Source organism: Streptomyces subrutilus, assembly GCF_008704535.1.
GTDB classification, from domain to species: Bacteria; Actinomycetota; Actinomycetes; order Streptomycetales; family Streptomycetaceae; genus Streptomyces; species Streptomyces subrutilus.
Genome location: NZ_CP023701.1, coordinates 6,432,562 through 6,449,320, shown reverse-complemented (window position 1 = coordinate 6,449,320; position 16,759 = coordinate 6,432,562). Strand labels below are relative to the sequence as shown.

Here is a 16,759-nt window from a genome sequence, read left to right as displayed (position 1 = left end):
CGAACAGGTGGTACGTATGACGGACACGGACGCCAGATCCTCCGGCCCCCGCGCCAAGCCGGCCGCCGTCCGCGCCACGCCGGCCGCCGCCGTGATCGCCGCCGTCGCCGTCGTGGAGCTCTCCAGCGGCATCACCCAGGGCTTCCTGTCCCCGCTGCTGCGGGGGCTGACCGAGACCCTGCGGGTGTCGGCCGCCGACCTGAACTGGATCAGCATCGCCAACCTGCTGGCCAGCGTGGTCTTCACCCCCGTGCTGTCCCGCATGGGCGACCTCTACGGCCACCGGCGCGTCCTGCGCTGGAACCTGGCCATCGTGCTCCTCGGCTCCGTCCTGGTCGGCCTGAGCCGCTCCTTCGGCACCCTGCTCGCCGGTCAGATCCTCCAGGGTGCCTTCGCGGGCTTCTTCCCGCTCCTCGTCGGCATCCTGCGCAACCGGGCCCACCACGGCGACGGGGACGCGGAGGGCCGCCGCGGCATCAGCTACATGGTGGCCGCGCTGGTCGGCGGACTCGCCCTCGGCCTCGTCGCCAGCGGCTTCGTGGCCCGTACGGTGGACAGCCCGACCGCGGCCCTGTGGGTGCCGGCCGTGGCCACCAGCCTCGCCTTGGCCGTCACCTGGCCGCTGCTGCCCGAGTCGGCGCACCAGCCGGGCGGCCGGATCGACTGGGCCGGCGGCGTGCTGCTCTGCGTCGGGCTGGCCGCGCTGATGCTGGCCCTGGGCCTCGGCGGCACGCCCGGCTGGGAGTGGACCTCGGGCCGGACGCTGGGCGCGCTGGTCGGGGGCGTGCTGGTGACCGCACTGTGGGTGCGGGTGGAGCTGCGCACGGCCGAGCCGATGATCGACGTACGGATGTTCCGGCGCCGCAACGTGGTGGTCGTCTCCCTGGTGACCCTGACCTTCACCTTCTGCATGATCGGCCTCCAGGTCGCCAACCCGGTCTTCCTGGGCACCAGCGCCGCGGAGCAGGGCTACGGCCTGGGCCTGGACCCGTTCGCCATCGCCCTCGCGATGCTGCCCAACCTGCTCGCCCTGGCCCTCGGCGCCCTGCTGGCCCCGGCCGTCGCGGCGGCGGTCTCCGACCGGCTCACCCTGGTGGCCGGCTCGGTGCTGATGGCGGCGGGCTACCTGGTCGCGCTGGCCTGCCACGCCGACGCGCTGCCGTTCCTCGCCGGCACGGCGGTCTCCGGCCTCGGCAGCGGCCTCCTCCAGCACTCCACGCGCACCCTCGCCGTGGAGTCCGTACCGCACGACCGGACCTCGGTGGGGTCCGGCATCAACGAGCTGCTCATCAACGTCGGCGGCTCCATCGGCGCGGCGGCGGTGCTGACCGTGTTCGCCGCCCGCACGCCCGCCGGGGAGGCGCTGCCCGCCCTGGGCGCCTACACCACGTCCTGGACGCTGTGCGCCGTGATCTCGGTGGCCGGCGCCGCCATCGCGCTGTTCTACCGGACACCGCGCACCGCCCCCACTCCGGAGGTAGACCGATGACCAGCCGCGACACGATGCGCGAGCGCGCCAGGGCCCTCCTGGCCTCCCGCGAGGACGCCGTGCTCGGCCTCAGCCACGCGCTGCACGCCGATCCCGAACTGGCCTACGAGGAGCACCGGTCGGCCCGCCGGATCACCGACCTCGTGGAGCGCGCCGGGTTCGACGTCGAACGGGGCGCCTACGGGCTGCCCACCGCCTTCCGGGCCACCGCCGGCGGCGGGGACCTGGTGATCGGCATCTGCGCCGAGTACGACGCGCTGCCCGGCATCGGCCACGCCTGCGGGCACAACGTGAACGGTTCGGCCTCCGTGGCCGCCGCGCTGGCCCTGGCCCCGCTCGCCGACGAGCTCGGCATCACGGTGAAGCTGCTCGGCACGCCGGCCGAGGAGTCGGGCGGCGGCAAGGTCGACATGCTGCGGGAGGGGGCGTTCGACGACCTGGCCGCGGCCATGATGGTGCACGCGGCGCCCTCCGACTCGGTGGGCATGGGCTCCCTGGCCATCAGCAGCTGGCAGGTCGCCTACACGGGCCGGGCCGCGCACGCCGCGGCCATGCCCGAGCGGGGCGTCAACGCCGCCGACGCCATGATGATCGCGCAGGTGGCCATCGCCGCCCACCGCCAGCAACTGCGCCCGGGCGCGGTGGTGTCCGGGGTGGTGACCCGGGGCGGCGACGCCGCCAACGTCATCCCCGCGCACACCACCGCCGACTACGACTGCCGGGCGGCCAGCAGCGAGGAGCTCGCCGAACTGCAGGCCCGGGTACGGGCCTGCTTCGAGGCGGGTGCGCTGGCCACGGGCGCCGAACTCGCGCTGGAGAGCGTGGGCAACGACTACGCGGACCTGCGCCAGGACTTCGCGATCGGCCGCAGCTACCTGGGCGCCGCCCGCGACCTCGGGCGGCGGGTGCAGGACTGCGACCCCACCATCCGCGGCGGCTCCACCGACATGGGCAACGTCTCACACCTGGTCCCGACCATCCACCCGATGATCGGCTACGACTGCGGCGACGCGATCATGCACAACCCGGAGTTCACCCGCTACGGCGTCAGCGCGGGCGCCGACCGCGCGGTCCTGGACGGTGGTCTGGCGATGGCCTGGACGGCGATCGAGCTCGCCTCCGACGCGGAGCACCGCGCACGCCTGCTGGACCGGCTCGCCGCCCGCCGCACCGGCGCACGGGACGGGGCGGGGCGTCCCGGCCGGCCCTGAGTGTTCACACTCTGGACGGTTGTCCGTACCGCTCCGACCTGGTGCTACTGTCCCGCCCATGCAGCACACGACCGCACTCGCCATGATGCGAATGATGCCCCGGACCCCGGAGGCGCTTCGCTAGCGAAGCCGTGTGCGCACACGCTGCGACGGACCCTCCGGAAACGGAGGGTCCGTTTTTTGTTGCCCCGCCCCTCTCCAGCCCCTCCTCCAGCCCCCTCGCCACCCCACCCCGCTGACACCCCACCCCGTCGCCACCCCACAGAAGGCGAAGTACCCGCCATGACCCGTCTGCCCGTCGTCGCCCTCACCGACTGCGCCGACCCCAACGCGCTGGCCCGCCAGTCCGCCCGGATCGCCACCCTCTTCGGCGCCACGCCGACCGTCCTGCCCCTGGGCGGACCGGACCCGGAGGGCGCCGCCGCCCTCACCCTGCTCGACCTGCTGCGCTCCACGGATCTGATCGGCGGCCCGACGCAGCCGGTCGTGGTCCTGGTCAACATCGCTCCGCGGGACGGGCACTGGCCCAACGGCGTGCCGTTCTGCTACTTCCGCCACGGGGACCACCTGGTCATCAGCACGCTCAACCACCGCGTCCTCGCCCCGCTGGTGACCTACCTGGGGCTGACGGAGGTCCAGGTCACCGATGTCCGCGAGGTACTGGAGGCCGCTGCCGCCGGGTGGGCCGAGCTGGCGCCGGCCGAGGTCGAGGAGATGGTGCGGACCCAGTTCCGCAGCCTCTGGTACGTGCCCCTGCTGGCCCGCTGGCTGGCCGACGGCCGCCCGGTTCCGGCGCGTCCGACGGCCGTGCGGGAGCCCGCCCCGCAGGAGGTGCGGGTCGCGGTCGTGGACAACTTCGGCAACTGCAAGCTGGACCGGCCGGCCGCCGACCTGCCCGGCTACGACGGCGCCGAGGGGCTGTCCGTCCACAGCCGGCGCGAGGGCCGCACCGTGCGGGTGCGCTGTTACGACCGGCTCCCGGACGTTCCGTTCGGCGAGCCCGGAATCACGGTCGGGAGTTCCGGGATCGGCTTCGCCGAACTCGTGGTCCGCGGTGGTTCGGCGGCGGACCTGTTCGGTCTGCGCCAGGGTGACCAGGTATTTCATCTCACCAGCTGACATGTTATCGACGCGTTACCCCACCGGAGCCGGCGAGATTGACACCGGTCTCCGTCACCCGGAATGCTGAAACGCATGTCCGAAACCCTCCCGCTGGTACGCCGCCGCCACGTGGACAACGTGCGCTGCGCCGCGGACCTGTGTCGCTGAGCGCACCGCGCCGGCCCGTATTCGCACCTCTTTCTCGGACTTCGAAGGACCCCCCATGTCCCGTACCCGCATAGCCCTTGCGGTTTCCGCCGCCGCCGTCGTGCTGGCGGCCGCCGCCTGCGCACCCCAGCCGGAGAGCGACACCGGCGCGGCCGCTTCCGGCAGCCCCGACTGCACCGCGAACAGCCCCGGTCTCCACAAGCGCGGTCAGTTGACCGTCGCGACCGACTCCCCGGCCTATGCGCCGTGGTTCGAGGACAACACCCCGTCCAACGGCAAGGGCTTCGAAAGCGCGGTGGCCTACGCGGTGGCCGGCAAACTCGGCTTCGCCCAGGACCAGGTGAAGTGGGTCGTCGAACCCTTCGCGCACTCCTACGCCCCCGGTGCGAAGAACTTCGACTTCGACATCAACCAGATCTCCGTCACCCCGCAGCGCGCGCAGGCCGTGGATTTCTCCGCCAGTTACTACACGGCCGACCAGGCCGTCCTGACACTGGACGACTCCGGCTTCGCGAAGGCCACGTCCCTGGGCGCGCTCAAGGACGCCAGGATCGGCGTGCAGGTCGCCACCACGAGCTACCAGGCCGTGCTCGACCAGTTGAAGCCCTCGCGCCAGCCGAGCGTCTTCAACACCACCAACGACGAGGTCAACGCGCTGAAGAACGGTCAGATCGACGCGATCGTCACCGATCTGCCGACCGTCTTCTACCTGGCCGGCTCCGAACTGGACAACGCCAAAATCGTCGGTCAGTTCGGCTATGCGGGCGGCACGCCCGAGGAGTTCGGCCTGCTCCTGCCGAAGGACAGCAAGTTCACCACCTGCGTGAACCAGGCGCTGGGCGCCCTCAGGTCCGACGGCACGCTCGCCAAACTGACCTCGCAGTGGCTGTCGGCCTCCGCGAACGTTCCCGAGCTGAAGCCGTAGCGGGGCGGCTGTGGACCTCGGGAAGACGGCCGCGCCGCAGCGGCCGGTCACATCGCCGGACGACACCTACCGACCGAGCGACCGCGAGCAGGAGCGCCAGCGGTTCCGCCGCTCCCGCAAGCGGCGCCACACCTGGACCGCCACCCTCTGCACCCTCGTCGCGGTGGTGGCGCTGGGAGCCGTCGCGGTCGCGTCGCCGGGCTGGGAGCGCGTCGACAGCCTGTTCCTCGACGGCGCCGAGCTCCGGGCCGCGTTCCCGGAACTCCTGCGGGGCTTCTGGCTCAACATCCAGATGTTCCTGATCGCCGAGGTGCTGATCCTCGTCCTGGGACTGCTGATCGCCCTGGTGCGCGTGACCCGCGCGCCGGGTCTGCAGCCGCTGCGGCTGGCCGCGACCGTCTACGTGGACGTCTTCCGCGGCGTGCCGACCCTGCTGCTGGTCTTCCTGGTCGGCTTCGGCCTGCCGGCCCTGCGCCTGCAGGGCACCCCCTCCGATCCCTGGGTGCTCGGGGTGATCGCGCTGGTCCTCTCCTACGCGGCCTACGTCGGCGAGGTGCTGCGCGCCGGGCTCAACTCGGTGCACCCCGCGCAGCGCAACGCCGCACGGGCGCTGGGACTGGGCGAACGGCAGACGCTGCGGCACGTGGTGCTGCCGCAGGCGGTGCGCAACGTGCTCCCGCCCCTGCTCAACGACTTCATCGCGCTGCAGAAGGACACCGCGCTGGTCGCCGTGCTCGGTCCGCTGGAGGCGCTGCGGGCCGCGCAGATCAAGGCGGACTACGACTTCAACTACACCCCGTACCTGGGAGCGGCTCTCTTGTTCATCGCGGTGACCATTCCGTTGACCCGCTTCGCCGACCGGCTCCAGAAGCGGGCGGCGCAGCGCACCTGGGCGGAGACGGGCCGATGAGCCGGCCGCTGCTGCGCATCCGCGGCCTCCGCAAGCGGTACGGGCCGCGGCTGGTGCTGCGCTCGATCGACCTGGACGTCGCCGAACACCAGGTCGTCTGCCTCATCGGCGGCTCGGGGTCCGGCAAGTCGACCCTGCTGCGCTGCGTGGACCTGCTGGAGGTCGTCGACGACGGCACCGTCCACCTGGGCGAGACCGAACTGACCGACCCCCGACTGGATCCCAACGCGGCCCGCCGTCGGATCGGCATCGTCTTCCAGGCCTACAACCTCTTCCCGCACCTGAGCGTGCTGGACAACATCACGCTCGCGCCGCGCCAGGTGCACGGCGTCCCGCGCCGGCAGGCCGAGGAGTCGGCCCATGAGCTGCTGGCCCGGTTCGGGCTGGCGGACAAGGCGCGGGAGCATCCCGACCGGCTGTCCGGCGGACAGCAGCAGCGCGCGGCGATCGCCCGCGCGCTGGCCACCGAGCCCGAGCTGCTGCTCTTCGACGAGATCACCTCGGCCCTCGACCCCGAACTGGTGGCCGAGGTCCTGGACGTGGTCGCGGACCTCAAGCAGCGCGGCCTGACGATCCTGATGGCCACGCACGAGATGGGCTTCGCCCGGCACGTCGCGGACCGGGTCTGCTTCCTGGAGGACGGCGTGATCGTGGAGCAGGGCACCGCGGAGCAGGTGCTGACCGCTCCGCGGGAGCAGTCCACGCAACGGTTCCTGGCGCGGGTGCTCGACCGCTCCTGACCGGCGTCCGCGGCCGGCCGGGGCGCCGGGCGGGGCGGCGCGGACGGCACACGGCGGCCGCGGTCAGCCCGGCTGCGGGCCGTGTCCGGCCGGGACGGCCTCGGACGGGGCCACCGGCCCCGGGGGCGTGCCCCGGCCGAAGGGGCGGCCGCCCAGGGACGCCCGGTCGTGGGGCGCGAGCCACCCCGAGAGGTCGGGACCGGCCGGGACGATGCCGGTGGGATTGATGTCCCGGTGCACCAGGTAGTAGTGGCGCTTGATGTGGTCGAAGTCGACCGTGTCGCCGAAACCGGGCGTCTGGAACAGGTCGCGCGCGTAGGACCACAGCACCGGCATCTCGGACAGTTTCCGCCGGTTGCACTTGAAGTGGCCGTGGTAGACCGCGTCGAAGCGGACGAGCGTGGTGAAGAGCCGGACGTCCGCCTCGGTGATCGTGTCGCCGACGAGGTAGCGGGAGGCCGCGAGCCGGTCGGTGAGCCGGTCGAGGCGGGCGAACAGGCGCGCGTAGGCCGCTTCGTACGCTTCCTGCGACCCCGCGAAGCCGGCCCGGTAGACGCCGTTGTTCACGTCCTGGTAGACGGCCTCGTCGACGGAGTCGATCTCCGGCCGCAGCTCCCGCGGGTAGAGCGCGGGGGCGCCCGCGCGGTGGTGGGCGGTCCACTCCAGCGACAGGTCGATCGTCATCTGCGGGAAGTCGTTGGTCACCACGCGGCCGGTCGGCACGTCCACGATCGCGGGGACGGTGACGCCGCGGTCGTATCCGGGGTCGCGGGCGAAGTAGGCCTCCTGGAGCCGTTCGATGCCGAGCACCGGATCACGGCCTCCGGGGTCCAGGTCGAACGTCCAGCTCCGTTCGTCGTGGGTCGGGCCGGCCACGGCCATGGGCAGCGCGTCCTCCAGCCCGAGGAGGCGCCGGACGATGATCGCGCGGCTGGCCCACGGGCAGGCCCGGCTGACCACCAGGCGGTAGCGGCCCGGTTCGACGGGGAAGCCGTCCCGCCCGTCCGCGGTGATCCGGGTGGTGAGGTAGCGGCTGTCGCGCGCGTACGTCCCGCCGGGGCTCACGTAGCTCATGAGGTCCCCCCGGACCGGCCGGCCGGCGGCCCGGCCGGTCCGTCGCCGGGATGTCCGGTCCTCGCGTCGGGCACGTCCGCGACGGTCGCCGCCCGCGGTCCTTCGTACACGGCCGCTTCCATGGCCCTTCCTTTCGCCGTCGCCGCCCGGCCCGCGCGGTCGTGGCGGCGTCTCGGGGACGCAGGGCGCGGCCGGGTCCGCGCTCCCGGCCGCGCGGTGCCCCTCGCCGGAGGGGCTCCGCGCCTCCTCCGGCCCCTACCCCGCCTGGCCGAGACCTCACACGCCGTCCCGCGCCGAGGGCGGATCCCGCCCGACCAACCGGCTGAACGGTAATGATCCGGACATTCGGGAGTGGATTCCAGCCGGTCATTCCATAAAAGATTGCCGTGTACAGCAGTCTCGCAGGATGGTCCTTGTGCAAAACACGGGAGAAAGTCAGAACCCCGTCGAAGGCGGTGCAATTGCCTGACCACAGGCCGCCATCAGATCGGGTCATCACACGACTTTCCGGTTCCACATCCGAAGCGAGGAGAAACTCGTGATGTCAAGGACGAAGAAGGCCGCACGCTCCGTGGCCGTGGCCTTCGCCGCGGCGGCGGCGTTCACCATGGTCGTGCCCGGCAACGCCTACGCCATCGACCACATCCCCTGCCGCGGCGGGGAGGACTATCTGAAGATCTGGTCGCACGACGGCGCTGGTCGCAGCAGTGTGGACTGTTACGCGAACCGCGGCAGGACCTCCTTCGGCGGGTGGTGGATCGACAAGATCTCCACGGGGAACAACGACTTGATCTACTACGACGTGAACGGCGATTCCGTGAAAATCGAACGGTGGCACGAGATCTCCTTCCCGAACCGCCCCCCGAAGGTCGGGGACATCGAAATCCTGTGACGAACGGGAGCCATGACCGAACGGGAACGGGGAACAGGTTCATGAATTCATATGATGTGCCGATCCGGAAATCAGCCGCTCTCCGGAGATGACCGACCGTCCGTGAACCGATTCCCCGCACCGACCGGCCCACCGCATTCCCGCGCCGGCCACGCCCCCGGGCGTGGCCGGCGCCCGCCGCGCACGAACGATCCTCGGCGCAGCCGCGCCGACCCTGCCGACCCTCCCGGACGACGCGCACGCCGCGGCGGTCGCGTGCGGCGGAGGCACGGCCACCGGCCATGTGGCCGTCAACGGTTGCATCGGCGCCGAACGGGGATCCGCCGGCAGGTTCCCCACCCGGGAGATCACCGCGTACATCAAGGCGCGCAACAGCGCCGGACCCGAGCCCTCGACCGTCGAGAACCGGACGTGGGCGCACGGGCGGCTTCAGGACGCGCGTCGCGGGTAGGCGGGAGGGACGCCAACCAGGTGTGCTGGCGGCCCCCGTCAGCCGATCGATCGAGGTGAGTCATGGTGATGTCCGCGCGAACGGCGATTCCCGCCCTGCTGTCCTTGGCCGTGGGTGCCGCGTTGGTGGCTTCGGTGCCGGCGGTCGCGTCCGGGCCCGCGGGCGAACGCACCTGCGCGTCGGGCGAACTGGACGTGTCCGTCGGCGAACCGGACGCCGGCGCGGGCCAGCTGTACCTGCCGCTGCACTTCACCAACACCGGCGACCGCCCGTGCACGCTGCGCGGATTCCCGGGCGTGAGCGTCCTGGACGGCGCCCGGCGGCAGATCGGCGAGCCGGCCGACCGCGACGGCGGGGCGCCCGGGGCGGTCTCGCTGGCACCCGGCCGCAGCGCCACGGCCACCCTCCGCACCACGAACGGCCCGCTCGGCGGCGCCTGCCTGCCCGAGGGCGCGTTCCTGAAGGTCTACCCGCCCGCGTCCACGGACGCGTTCCTGCTCAAGACGCCCTTCAAGGTCTGCTCGGACCGCTTCACGGTCAGCGCGACAGGGTGAACCGCGGGCTCTCCCCGCGCCGCGGCCGGACGGCGGGCGCCGTCCGGCGGCCGCGGCGCGCGGTGACGGAGGAGCCGGGTGGATTTTTCCGGCCGCTCCGGAAAAGGTGACGTGAACTGTCACCTTTGGCGTCCACCGTGGGGGCATGACCCAGAACGAGAACCCGCAGACGCACACCCCCGTCCCCACCGACCCGCGGCCGGCCACCGACGGCCGGACCGCCCCGCTCGCCGGCCGGATCGCCCTCGTCGCCGGGGCGACCCGCGGCGCCGGCCGGGCCCTGGCCGTCGAGCTCGGTCGCGCGGGCGCCACCGTCTACGTCACCGGCCGCACCACCCGTACGCGGGCCAGTGAGGTCGGCCGCTCCACCGAGACCATCGAGGAGACGGCGGAGCTGGTCACGGCGGCCGGCGGCACCGGCATCGCCGTCCCCACCGACCACCTCGACGAGGACCGGGTGCGCGCCCTCGTCGAGCGGATCGACGGCGAGCAGGGACGGCTCGACATCCTCGTCAACGACCTGTGGGGCGGCGAACACCTGCTCGTCGGCTCCGTCTTCGGGAAGAAGAGCTGGGAGACCCCGCTCGCCGACGGCCTGCGCATCCTGGAGCTCGGCGTGCGCTCGCACGTGATCACCGCGGCGCTGGCCCTCCCCCTCCTCATCCGCTCGGACGCCCCGCTGCACATCGAGGTCACCGACGGCACGGCCGTCTCCAACCGCCGTTACCGCGAGAACCTCTACTACGACCTCGCCAAGAACGCACCGATCCGCATCGCCTTCGGGCTGGGCGAGGAGCTGGCGGAGTACGGGGGCGCCGCCGTCGCCGTCACACCCGGGTTCCTGCGCTCGGAGCAGATGCTCGGCGCCTTCGGCGTGACCGAGGAGAACTGGCGCGACGCCGTCGCCCAGGAGCCCTCCTTCGCCATCGCGGAGTCGCCGCACTACCTCGCCCGCGCGGTCGCCGCGCTCGCCGCCGACCCGGACCGGGCCGCCCGGTGGAACGGGAAGTCGACCTCCAGTGCGGAGCTGGCCAGGACCTACGACGTCCGGGACGTGGACGGGAGCCGGCCGGACGCGTGGGCCTACTTCGAGGACGTGGTGTACGGCGGCAAGGCCGCCCCGGCCGACGACTACCGCTGACCTCGTGGTGACGGGGACGGCGTGACGGGGTCGGCGGCAGCGCTCGCGGCGGGCCGCGCCGGCGGCCGCCGCCCCCCGTCCGCCGGGTCCGTCCCGTACAGGGCGGCGAGGGTCTGCGCGTGCTCGCGGAAGCGGCCGCGCAGCCCTTCGGGTGCCAGCACTTCGGCGTCCGCGCCCAGCCCGGTCAGCTGGCCGAAGGCGACGTCCTCGGATTCGACCGGCAGGTCGAGCGTGACGCGCCCGGTGGGGTCCGGCGCGGTGGCGGAGGCCAGCGCCCCGGCCACTCCGGCGGGGTCCGCGACGGCGGGCAGGCGGCGCAGACCGCGCTCGGTCAGGCGCACGGTGACGGTGGTGCGCAGCAGGGCCCGGGCGAAGCCCGCCGCGTGCGCCTGCCAGTGTGCGGCCAGGTCGAAGGACGGGTCGCGCGAGAAGGGTCCGGCGGTCGCGGGGGCCGGGGCGAGCGCGGTGACGCGGTCGACGCGGTAGGTGCGCCAGGCCCCGCCGCCCTCCTCCCGCCCGTCCGGGACGCGGCCCACGACGTACCAGACCCCCGCTTTCAGGACGAGCCCGTACGGCTCCAGCAGCCGGGTGACGGCACGGGCCGGGGCGCCGTCCCGGCCGGGACGCGCGTAGGCCAGCTCGACGGCGCGGTCGGACCACACGGCGCGGGCCAGCTGCGGCAGCAGTTCCGGCGCCGACGGCTCGCGGAACCAGGCCGGGGCATCGAGGTGGAAGCGGCGCACGGACGACTCGGCCGCGGCCCGCAGCGACGGCAGCAGCGTGGCCGCCAGCTTCAGCCGGGCCGTGTCCGCCGCGTCCGAGAGCCCGAGGTCGCGCAGGGCGGCCGGGAGACCGGAGAGGTAGAGCGTCTCCGCCTCGGGCGGGGCCAGCGTGGTGAGCCGGGTCCGGTAGCCCGGGGCCAGGTGGTAGCCGCCGGTCCGGCCGCGCTCGGAGCGCACGGGCACGCCCGCCTCCTGCAAGGCCTGCGCGTCACGGATCACGGTGCGCTCGGAGACGCCCAGCTCGCGGGCGAGGACCGCGGCGGTCAGACCGGGGCTCGACTGGACGAGGAGGGCCATGCGGATGAGGCGGGCGGCGCGCATGACCCAAGGATCGCGGACGGCACGCCCCGGTCCGAACATTCCTTGACACGAATATTCCCTGTGGAGAATACTTCTCCGCATGGACGCCCTTCTCGCCGCCCTGGCCGATCCGGCCCGCTGGCGGCTCGTGACCCTCCTGGCCGAGCGGCCCCGCTCGGTCGGCGTTCTCGCGCAGCTGGCCGAGGCCCGCCAGCCGCAGACGAGCAAGCACCTCCAGGCCCTCGAACGCGCAGGTCTCGTCGACTCCCGCCGCGCGGGACAGCGCCGCGTCTACGCCCTCCGGGCCGCCCCCCTGCGGGACCTGGCCGCGGTGCTCACCGGTCTCGCCGACGGCGCGGACCGGCCCGACGGGCCGCTCGCCGCCTACGACCGCCAGGTGCTCACCCGGCACACGGAACGGCTCGCGGCGGTGGAGACGGGGTGGGCGGACGACCGCTCGTTCGGCTTCGTCCGCTCACTGAGGGGCCGGCCGGAGCTCGTCTGGAGCCATCTCACCGACACCGCCCTGCTCGCCCGGTGGTGGACGCCCGACGACCTCCGCGTCTCGGAACTCGCCTTCGAGGCGCGACCGGGCGGCCGGATCGTCCAGGAGTACCGCGACGCCGAGGACGCCGACGGCTCCGACGCGGTCGTCGGGCGGGCGGAGGGGGTGGTCGAGGAGGTGCGCCCGGGCGAGCACCTCGCCTACCGGCTCTCCCCGTTGCTGCCCGACGGCGCCCCCGCCTTCACCGCGCGCGTCGAGCTGGACCTCCGGCCCACCGACACGGGCACGGACCTCGCCGTCCACTGGCGGATCACCGACAGCGCGGTCGAATCGGCGGACTTCGTCGCGGGCATCGAGACCGGCTTCGGTCAGAGCCTCGACACGCTCGCGACGGCCCTGGCCGCCGCCGCACACCAAACGGACGCCACCGGCACCGACGCCGGCACCGGACCGAGGAGCACACCGTGACCGAGCACAACGAGCAGAGCGAGCAGACCGCGCGCCGCCGCCTCGTCACCAGCATGAGTCTCTCCCTGTGGACGCCTGACGCCACCGCTCCCCCGTGGCACCCGGGCAGCGGTCACGCGGCGCCGGCCGGGGGCGAGGACGGGCGCCGGGGCCAGGTGAGCGGGTCGAGGTGCAGGTAGAAGCGCAGCCGGTCGTGGTCGAGGACGACGCCGTAGCTCTCTGCGAACGCCGTGTCCGCGGCCCGTGCCCGCTCCTCGTCCTTCCAGGAGTGTCGCGCGTCGGCCAGCAGCAGCGCCAGGTCGGCGTGGCGGTCGGCCCGTCCCAGCCGGCCGAGGTCGATGAAGCCCGACACGTCCAGGGTGCGCGGGTCGAGGACGATGTTGGGCAGACACAGGTCTCCGTGGCAGACCACCGCGTCGGCGGCTTCCTGCTCGCGGCGCAGCGGGAGTTGCGGGACCAGTCGGGCGAGCAGTTCCGCGGGCGGCGTGCGCTGCTGCCCGGTCGACAGGAACGCGGGGTTCACCGCGCCCCGGGCCACGACGTCGCGCGCCACGGCCACCATCCCGTCGACGTCCCGGCGGAACGGGCACTGCCGTACGGGTACGTCGTGCAGCCCGCGGACGGCCGCCGCGATGCGTTCCCAGGCGGCCAGCAGGTCCGCGGCGGACACCTGGTCGGCGGGCACCCCGGGGACGGCGCTGGTCACCAGGCGGGCGCCCGCGGATCCGGTCTGCCAGTCGAGCACCTGCGGCCCCGGCACCCCGTGGCCGCTCAGCCATGCGACGCGGTCCCGCTCGGCCTCCAGCTCCTCGGCGTCGCGGGCGGCCACGCACTTGGCGTACCGGGTCCCGTCCGCGCTGCGGAAGACCGCGGCCCCCGATTCGCCCGTGGTGACGGGCAGCCAGGCGGCGCCGTCGCCCGGGAGCGCGGGCGGTGCGGCCGGGGGTTCAGAGCCGTCGATCACGCAATGCACCGTAGGCCGGCCACGACGGCACGCCGGGCGTTCCCGGGACGGCGCACCGGCGGGTACGGCCCGACGGCCCAACGGGCGGCGGCGGGCGACGCCGCCCGCGGTGCGGCTCCATGGACGGGACCGGTGAACGGGATCCATGGACGGCCGGCCGGTTGACCCGTCGCTCACGCCCTACCGGACCGTCCCAGCGTGCGCGCCCGCGCGAGGACCTCGGCCGGGGCCTTGGCCACCGAGCCGGTGTCGAAGGGGGGTTGCGGGTCGTACTCGGTGTAGAGCTGGATCGCCTGGGCGGTGACCTCGTCGGTGAGCAGGGCGGCCAGCCGGACCGCCATGTCGATGCCGGAGGAGACCCCGGCCGAGGTGATCAACCGGTCGTGCCGGACCACCCGCTCCGGGGTGTAGACGGCGCCGTGGGACTCCAGAGCGGCCACCGCGGCCCAGTGGGTGGTGGCGGTCAGGCCCTCCAGCAGGCCTGCCGCGCCGAGCACCAGGGAGCCCGTGCAGACCGAGGTGGTGAAGCGGGTGCCGGAGTGGATCCGACGCACCCAGTCGAGGAAGGCCGGGTCCTCGACCATGGCCAGGTGGCTGCCCCCGCCCGGGATCAGCAGGACGTCGCAGCGCTCCACCTCGGCGTACCCGGTTCCGACGTGCACCGGCAGGGAGCCCAACGCGTCGCGCACCAGGCCGGGTTCGGTGGCGACGAACCGCACGGTGGCGCCGGGCACGTTGCCGAGGATCTCGTACGGCCCGATCGCGTCGAGCGGCTCGAAGCGGTCGAAGAGCGGGATCACGATGTCCATGCGCCGCAGCATAGCCACCGTCCACGGGGTCGGTCCGGGAACGATTCTGCCGCGCCCGCGGCCGTGTCGGGTCAGGGGCGGCGGACCGGGGCGGCGGAGCGGGTGCGCAGGCAGGCGGTGATGAGGCGGTCCACCTGGAGGTCGGAGAGCCCGGCGTGGAGGGAGATCCGGACCAGTGAGCGGGTGCGGGGGGTGGCGGGCGGGCAGAAGACGGAGCCGAAGACACCACGGTCTTCGAGGGTGTCACGCAGGGCCATGACCTGCCGTTCGTCGCCCGCCACCAGGGCCAGGATGTGGCTGCGCGAGTCGTGGAGGTCGAGGCCGGCGGCGGAGAGTTCCCCGCGCACACGGGTGGAGATCCCGTGCAGGCGGGTGCGCCGCCAGGTGTCCTCGCGGATCAGGGCGAGCGTTTCGGCGAGACCGGCGAGGTCGTGGGGCAGCAGGGTGGAGCTGAACACGGCCGGGTGGGAGCCCATCTTGAAATGGCCGGTGAACGATGCGTCGCAGGAGGCGATGAAGCCGGCCCTGCCCGCGAAGGCCTTGGAGAGGCTGGCGGTACGGAAGTGGACCCGGTCGGTGAGGCCGAGGCCGGCGGTCATGCCGTCACCGAGGTCGCCGTGGGTGCCGAGGGAGTGGGATTCGTCGACCACCAGGACGCAGTCGTACTCCGCCGCCAGGTCCGCCGTCTCGCGGAGGGGGCAGGTGCTGCCGTCGGTGCTGTAGACCGAGTCGACCAGGATGACGCCGGGCCCGTGGTCGCCGATGCGGCGGCGCAGGTGGTCGGTGTCGTTGTGCCGGAAGCGGTGGATGGCCGCGCCCGCGATGCGGGCGCCCTCCCACAGGGACATGTGGGCCATCATGTCGATGTAGACCGGGGTGCCGGGCTCGGTGAGGGTCTGGAGCAGTCCGGTGTTGGCCGCCCAGCCGGATTGGCAGAGGATCCCCGCCGGGGCCCCCACGTGGGCGGCGAGTTCGCGCTCCAGCCGGAGCTGCGGGTGGTCGCCGTGCAGGAACACGCCCGACATGAGGGCGCCGGCGCCGTCGGCGTCCAAGGCTTCGGTCATGGCCCGGACGATGCGCGGGTGGCGCGCGAGGGCGAGGTAGTCGTTGCTGTTGACCACGACCGCGTCCGGGCCCGGTGGCCTGCCGTGCAGCGGGTGGCTGCCGTCCCAGTCCCGGCGGACGCGCTGCATGTGGCGCTCGATCCCGAGGCGGAAGGGTGCGGGAAGGCGCGGGGCTGCCGTGGTGGTGGCTGTCATGAGCTGCGTGGACCTCTTGCCGACGGACGGTCAACTTCGTTTTCCGGAAGCCGTATCAAAGCAGATGGCCGATCGTTTCCTCCCGTGTGATCACCATTGGGTGATCTTTGTGCCCGTGTGGGCGGATGTAGAGGAGAAGACCTGTGAATGCTGCTACCGGAGTGCTGGACCGGAAGCTCGACCGTGCCTTCGCCATGCTCGACGTCGACGGAGACGGCAACCTGCGCGAGGAGGACCTGCTGGTGCTCGGCAACCGGCTCGCGGCCGCGTTCGACCTGAGCGGTGACGCCACGAAGATCGCCCGCCTGCGGGGTGCGTTCACCCAGCTGTGGATCCACGACCTCTCCACGATGGACTCCGACCAGGACGGCGTGCTGGACCGGGCCGAGTTCGTCGCGGGGATGAGGAAGGCCGCCGCGAACGACCGCGAGGGCATCCTGCAGCGCCTGAGCGTCATGGTCGACGCCTGGATGGACATCGCCGACACGGACGGCAACGGCCTCATCGACGAGGACGAGTTCCAGACCATGTACATCAAGTCCCTCGGCACCTCCCCCCAGGACCTGAAGGTCGCCTTCGCCAGGCTCGACGTGGACGGGGACGGCAACCTCGGCCGCGACGAGATCCGCCGGGCCACCGAGGAGTTCTACACGAGCGAGGACCCCCAGGCCCCCGGCAACTGGCTGTTCGGGAACCTGTAGGCGAGACGCGGCACCGGGCGGCGCGACGGGTGGCGCGGGGCGGCGCGACGGGCGGGGCGCGGCGACGCGGGGCACGCCTCCCGCCCGGTCCTCGGGCGCGCCCGGGCGCCCGTGGCGCGTCGCCGCTCGTCGGTCACCCGTCGCCGGTCACCCGTCGTCGGTCGTCACCCTCGCGGGAGACCGTGTCCCCCCACCGAGTGAACCGGGCGAGGGGCTGAAAGCTCCCTTGTGCGCCGAGGAAGCACAGCTCATGCCGTGCCGGTGGCCGCGCCGCCCTCCGTGCGCGCGCGAAGCCGCGCCCCGGCTGCGCACCGG

At 73.2% G+C, this 16,759-nt stretch carries 17 protein-coding genes; 12 read left to right on the top strand and 5 right to left on the bottom strand.

All coding sequences use genetic code 11. The features are described 5' to 3' along the window. The first annotated feature begins 16 nt into the window (after nt 1-16). From CP968_RS28690 to CP968_RS28665, 6 genes are all read left to right on the top strand, one after another. Complete coding sequence (locus tag CP968_RS28690) at nt 17-1,489, top strand: MFS transporter (RefSeq protein WP_167536864.1); 1,473 nt, start codon at nt 17-19, stop codon at nt 1,487-1,489. Then, complete coding sequence (locus tag CP968_RS28685; protein WP_150520749.1) at nt 1,486-2,700, top strand: M20 family metallopeptidase; 1,215 nt, start codon at nt 1,486-1,488, stop codon at nt 2,698-2,700. Before CP968_RS28690 ends, CP968_RS28685 begins: the two co-directional genes overlap by 4 nt. 282 nt (nt 2,701-2,982) lie before the next feature. Continuing rightward, on the top strand, nt 2,983-3,819 hold the full coding sequence (locus tag CP968_RS28680) for an SAM hydroxide adenosyltransferase (protein ID WP_150520748.1): 837 nt from the start codon (nt 2,983-2,985) through the stop codon (nt 3,817-3,819). Nucleotides 3,820-4,024: 205 nt separating this feature from the next. Beyond that, nucleotides 4,025-4,894, top strand: a complete 870-nt coding sequence (locus CP968_RS28675; RefSeq protein WP_150520747.1) for an ABC transporter substrate-binding protein — start codon at nt 4,025-4,027, stop codon at nt 4,892-4,894. Between the two features lie 10 nt (nt 4,895-4,904). Continuing rightward, nucleotides 4,905-5,804, top strand: a complete 900-nt coding sequence (locus tag CP968_RS28670; RefSeq protein WP_150520746.1) for an amino acid ABC transporter permease — start codon at nt 4,905-4,907, stop codon at nt 5,802-5,804. Further along, nucleotides 5,801-6,544 (top strand): amino acid ABC transporter ATP-binding protein, encoded by a 744-nt coding sequence (locus CP968_RS28665; RefSeq protein ID WP_150520745.1) that lies wholly within the window; start codon nt 5,801-5,803, stop codon nt 6,542-6,544. The genes CP968_RS28670 and CP968_RS28665 overlap by 4 nt, the downstream gene beginning before the upstream one ends. Before the next feature lie 63 nt (nt 6,545-6,607). On the opposite strand, the gene CP968_RS28660 is transcribed toward CP968_RS28665, so the two are convergent. Beyond that, entirely contained in the window at nt 6,608-7,618 is a 1,011-nt protein-coding gene (locus CP968_RS28660; protein ID WP_150520744.1) for a glutathione S-transferase family protein, read from the bottom strand. 541 nt (nt 7,619-8,159) lie between these two features. On the opposite strand from CP968_RS28660, the gene CP968_RS28655 reads away from it, so the two are divergent. The 4 genes from CP968_RS28655 (at nt 8,160) to CP968_RS28640 (ending at nt 10,656) form a co-directional block, all read left to right on the top strand. Further along, the gene (locus tag CP968_RS28655; RefSeq protein WP_189829102.1) at nt 8,160-8,510 is read left to right on the top strand and encodes a beta/gamma crystallin domain-containing protein; all 351 of its coding nucleotides are present in this window, start codon (nt 8,160-8,162) and stop codon (nt 8,508-8,510) included. A gap of 163 nt (nt 8,511-8,673) precedes the next feature. Further along, nucleotides 8,674-8,961 (top strand): hypothetical protein, encoded by a 288-nt coding sequence (locus tag CP968_RS28650; protein WP_189829103.1) that lies wholly within the window; start codon nt 8,674-8,676, stop codon nt 8,959-8,961. A 68-nt stretch (nt 8,962-9,029) separates the two neighbouring features. Next, nucleotides 9,030-9,515 carry a DUF4232 domain-containing protein gene (locus CP968_RS28645; RefSeq protein ID WP_167536863.1) on the top strand — a complete coding sequence of 162 codons (486 nt, stop codon included), beginning with the start codon at nt 9,030-9,032 and terminating at the stop codon, nt 9,513-9,515. 145 nt (nt 9,516-9,660) lie between these two features. Then, complete coding sequence (locus CP968_RS28640; protein ID WP_150520741.1) at nt 9,661-10,656, top strand: SDR family oxidoreductase; 996 nt, start codon at nt 9,661-9,663, stop codon at nt 10,654-10,656. Here the strand turns inward: CP968_RS28640 and CP968_RS28635 are convergent. Beyond that, nucleotides 10,647-11,759, bottom strand: coding sequence for a helix-turn-helix transcriptional regulator (locus CP968_RS28635; protein WP_150520740.1), 1,113 nt, complete (start codon nt 11,757-11,759; stop codon nt 10,647-10,649). The genes CP968_RS28640 and CP968_RS28635 overlap by 10 nt on opposite strands. Before the next feature lie 79 nt (nt 11,760-11,838). Here CP968_RS28635 and CP968_RS28630 point away from each other — a divergent pair, with 79 nt between their 5' ends. Continuing rightward, nucleotides 11,839-12,711 (top strand): metalloregulator ArsR/SmtB family transcription factor, encoded by an 873-nt coding sequence (locus tag CP968_RS28630; RefSeq protein WP_150520739.1) that lies wholly within the window; start codon nt 11,839-11,841, stop codon nt 12,709-12,711. A gap of 112 nt (nt 12,712-12,823) precedes the next feature. On the opposite strand, the gene CP968_RS28625 is transcribed toward CP968_RS28630, so the two are convergent. The 3 genes from CP968_RS28625 to cqsA all read right to left on the bottom strand — a co-directional run bounded on the left by CP968_RS28625 (nt 12,824) and on the right by cqsA (nt 15,743). Next, entirely contained in the window at nt 12,824-13,675 is an 852-nt protein-coding gene (locus CP968_RS28625) for an APH(3'') family aminoglycoside O-phosphotransferase (RefSeq protein WP_229886881.1), read from the bottom strand. 173 nt (nt 13,676-13,848) lie between these two features. Continuing rightward, nucleotides 13,849-14,484, bottom strand: coding sequence for a DJ-1/PfpI family protein (locus tag CP968_RS28620; RefSeq protein WP_150520738.1), 636 nt, complete (start codon nt 14,482-14,484; stop codon nt 13,849-13,851). Nucleotides 14,485-14,555: 71 nt separating this feature from the next. Then, on the bottom strand, nt 14,556-15,743 hold the full coding sequence (gene cqsA, locus CP968_RS28615) for an alpha-hydroxyketone-type quorum-sensing autoinducer synthase (RefSeq protein WP_150520737.1): 1,188 nt from the start codon (nt 15,741-15,743) through the stop codon (nt 14,556-14,558). Nucleotides 15,744-15,886: 143 nt separating this feature from the next. Between cqsA and CP968_RS28610 the strand changes: the two genes are divergently transcribed. After that, nucleotides 15,887-16,444, top strand: coding sequence for an EF-hand domain-containing protein (locus CP968_RS28610; RefSeq protein ID WP_229886882.1), 558 nt, complete (start codon nt 15,887-15,889; stop codon nt 16,442-16,444). The last annotated feature ends 315 nt before the right edge of the window (nt 16,445-16,759 follow it).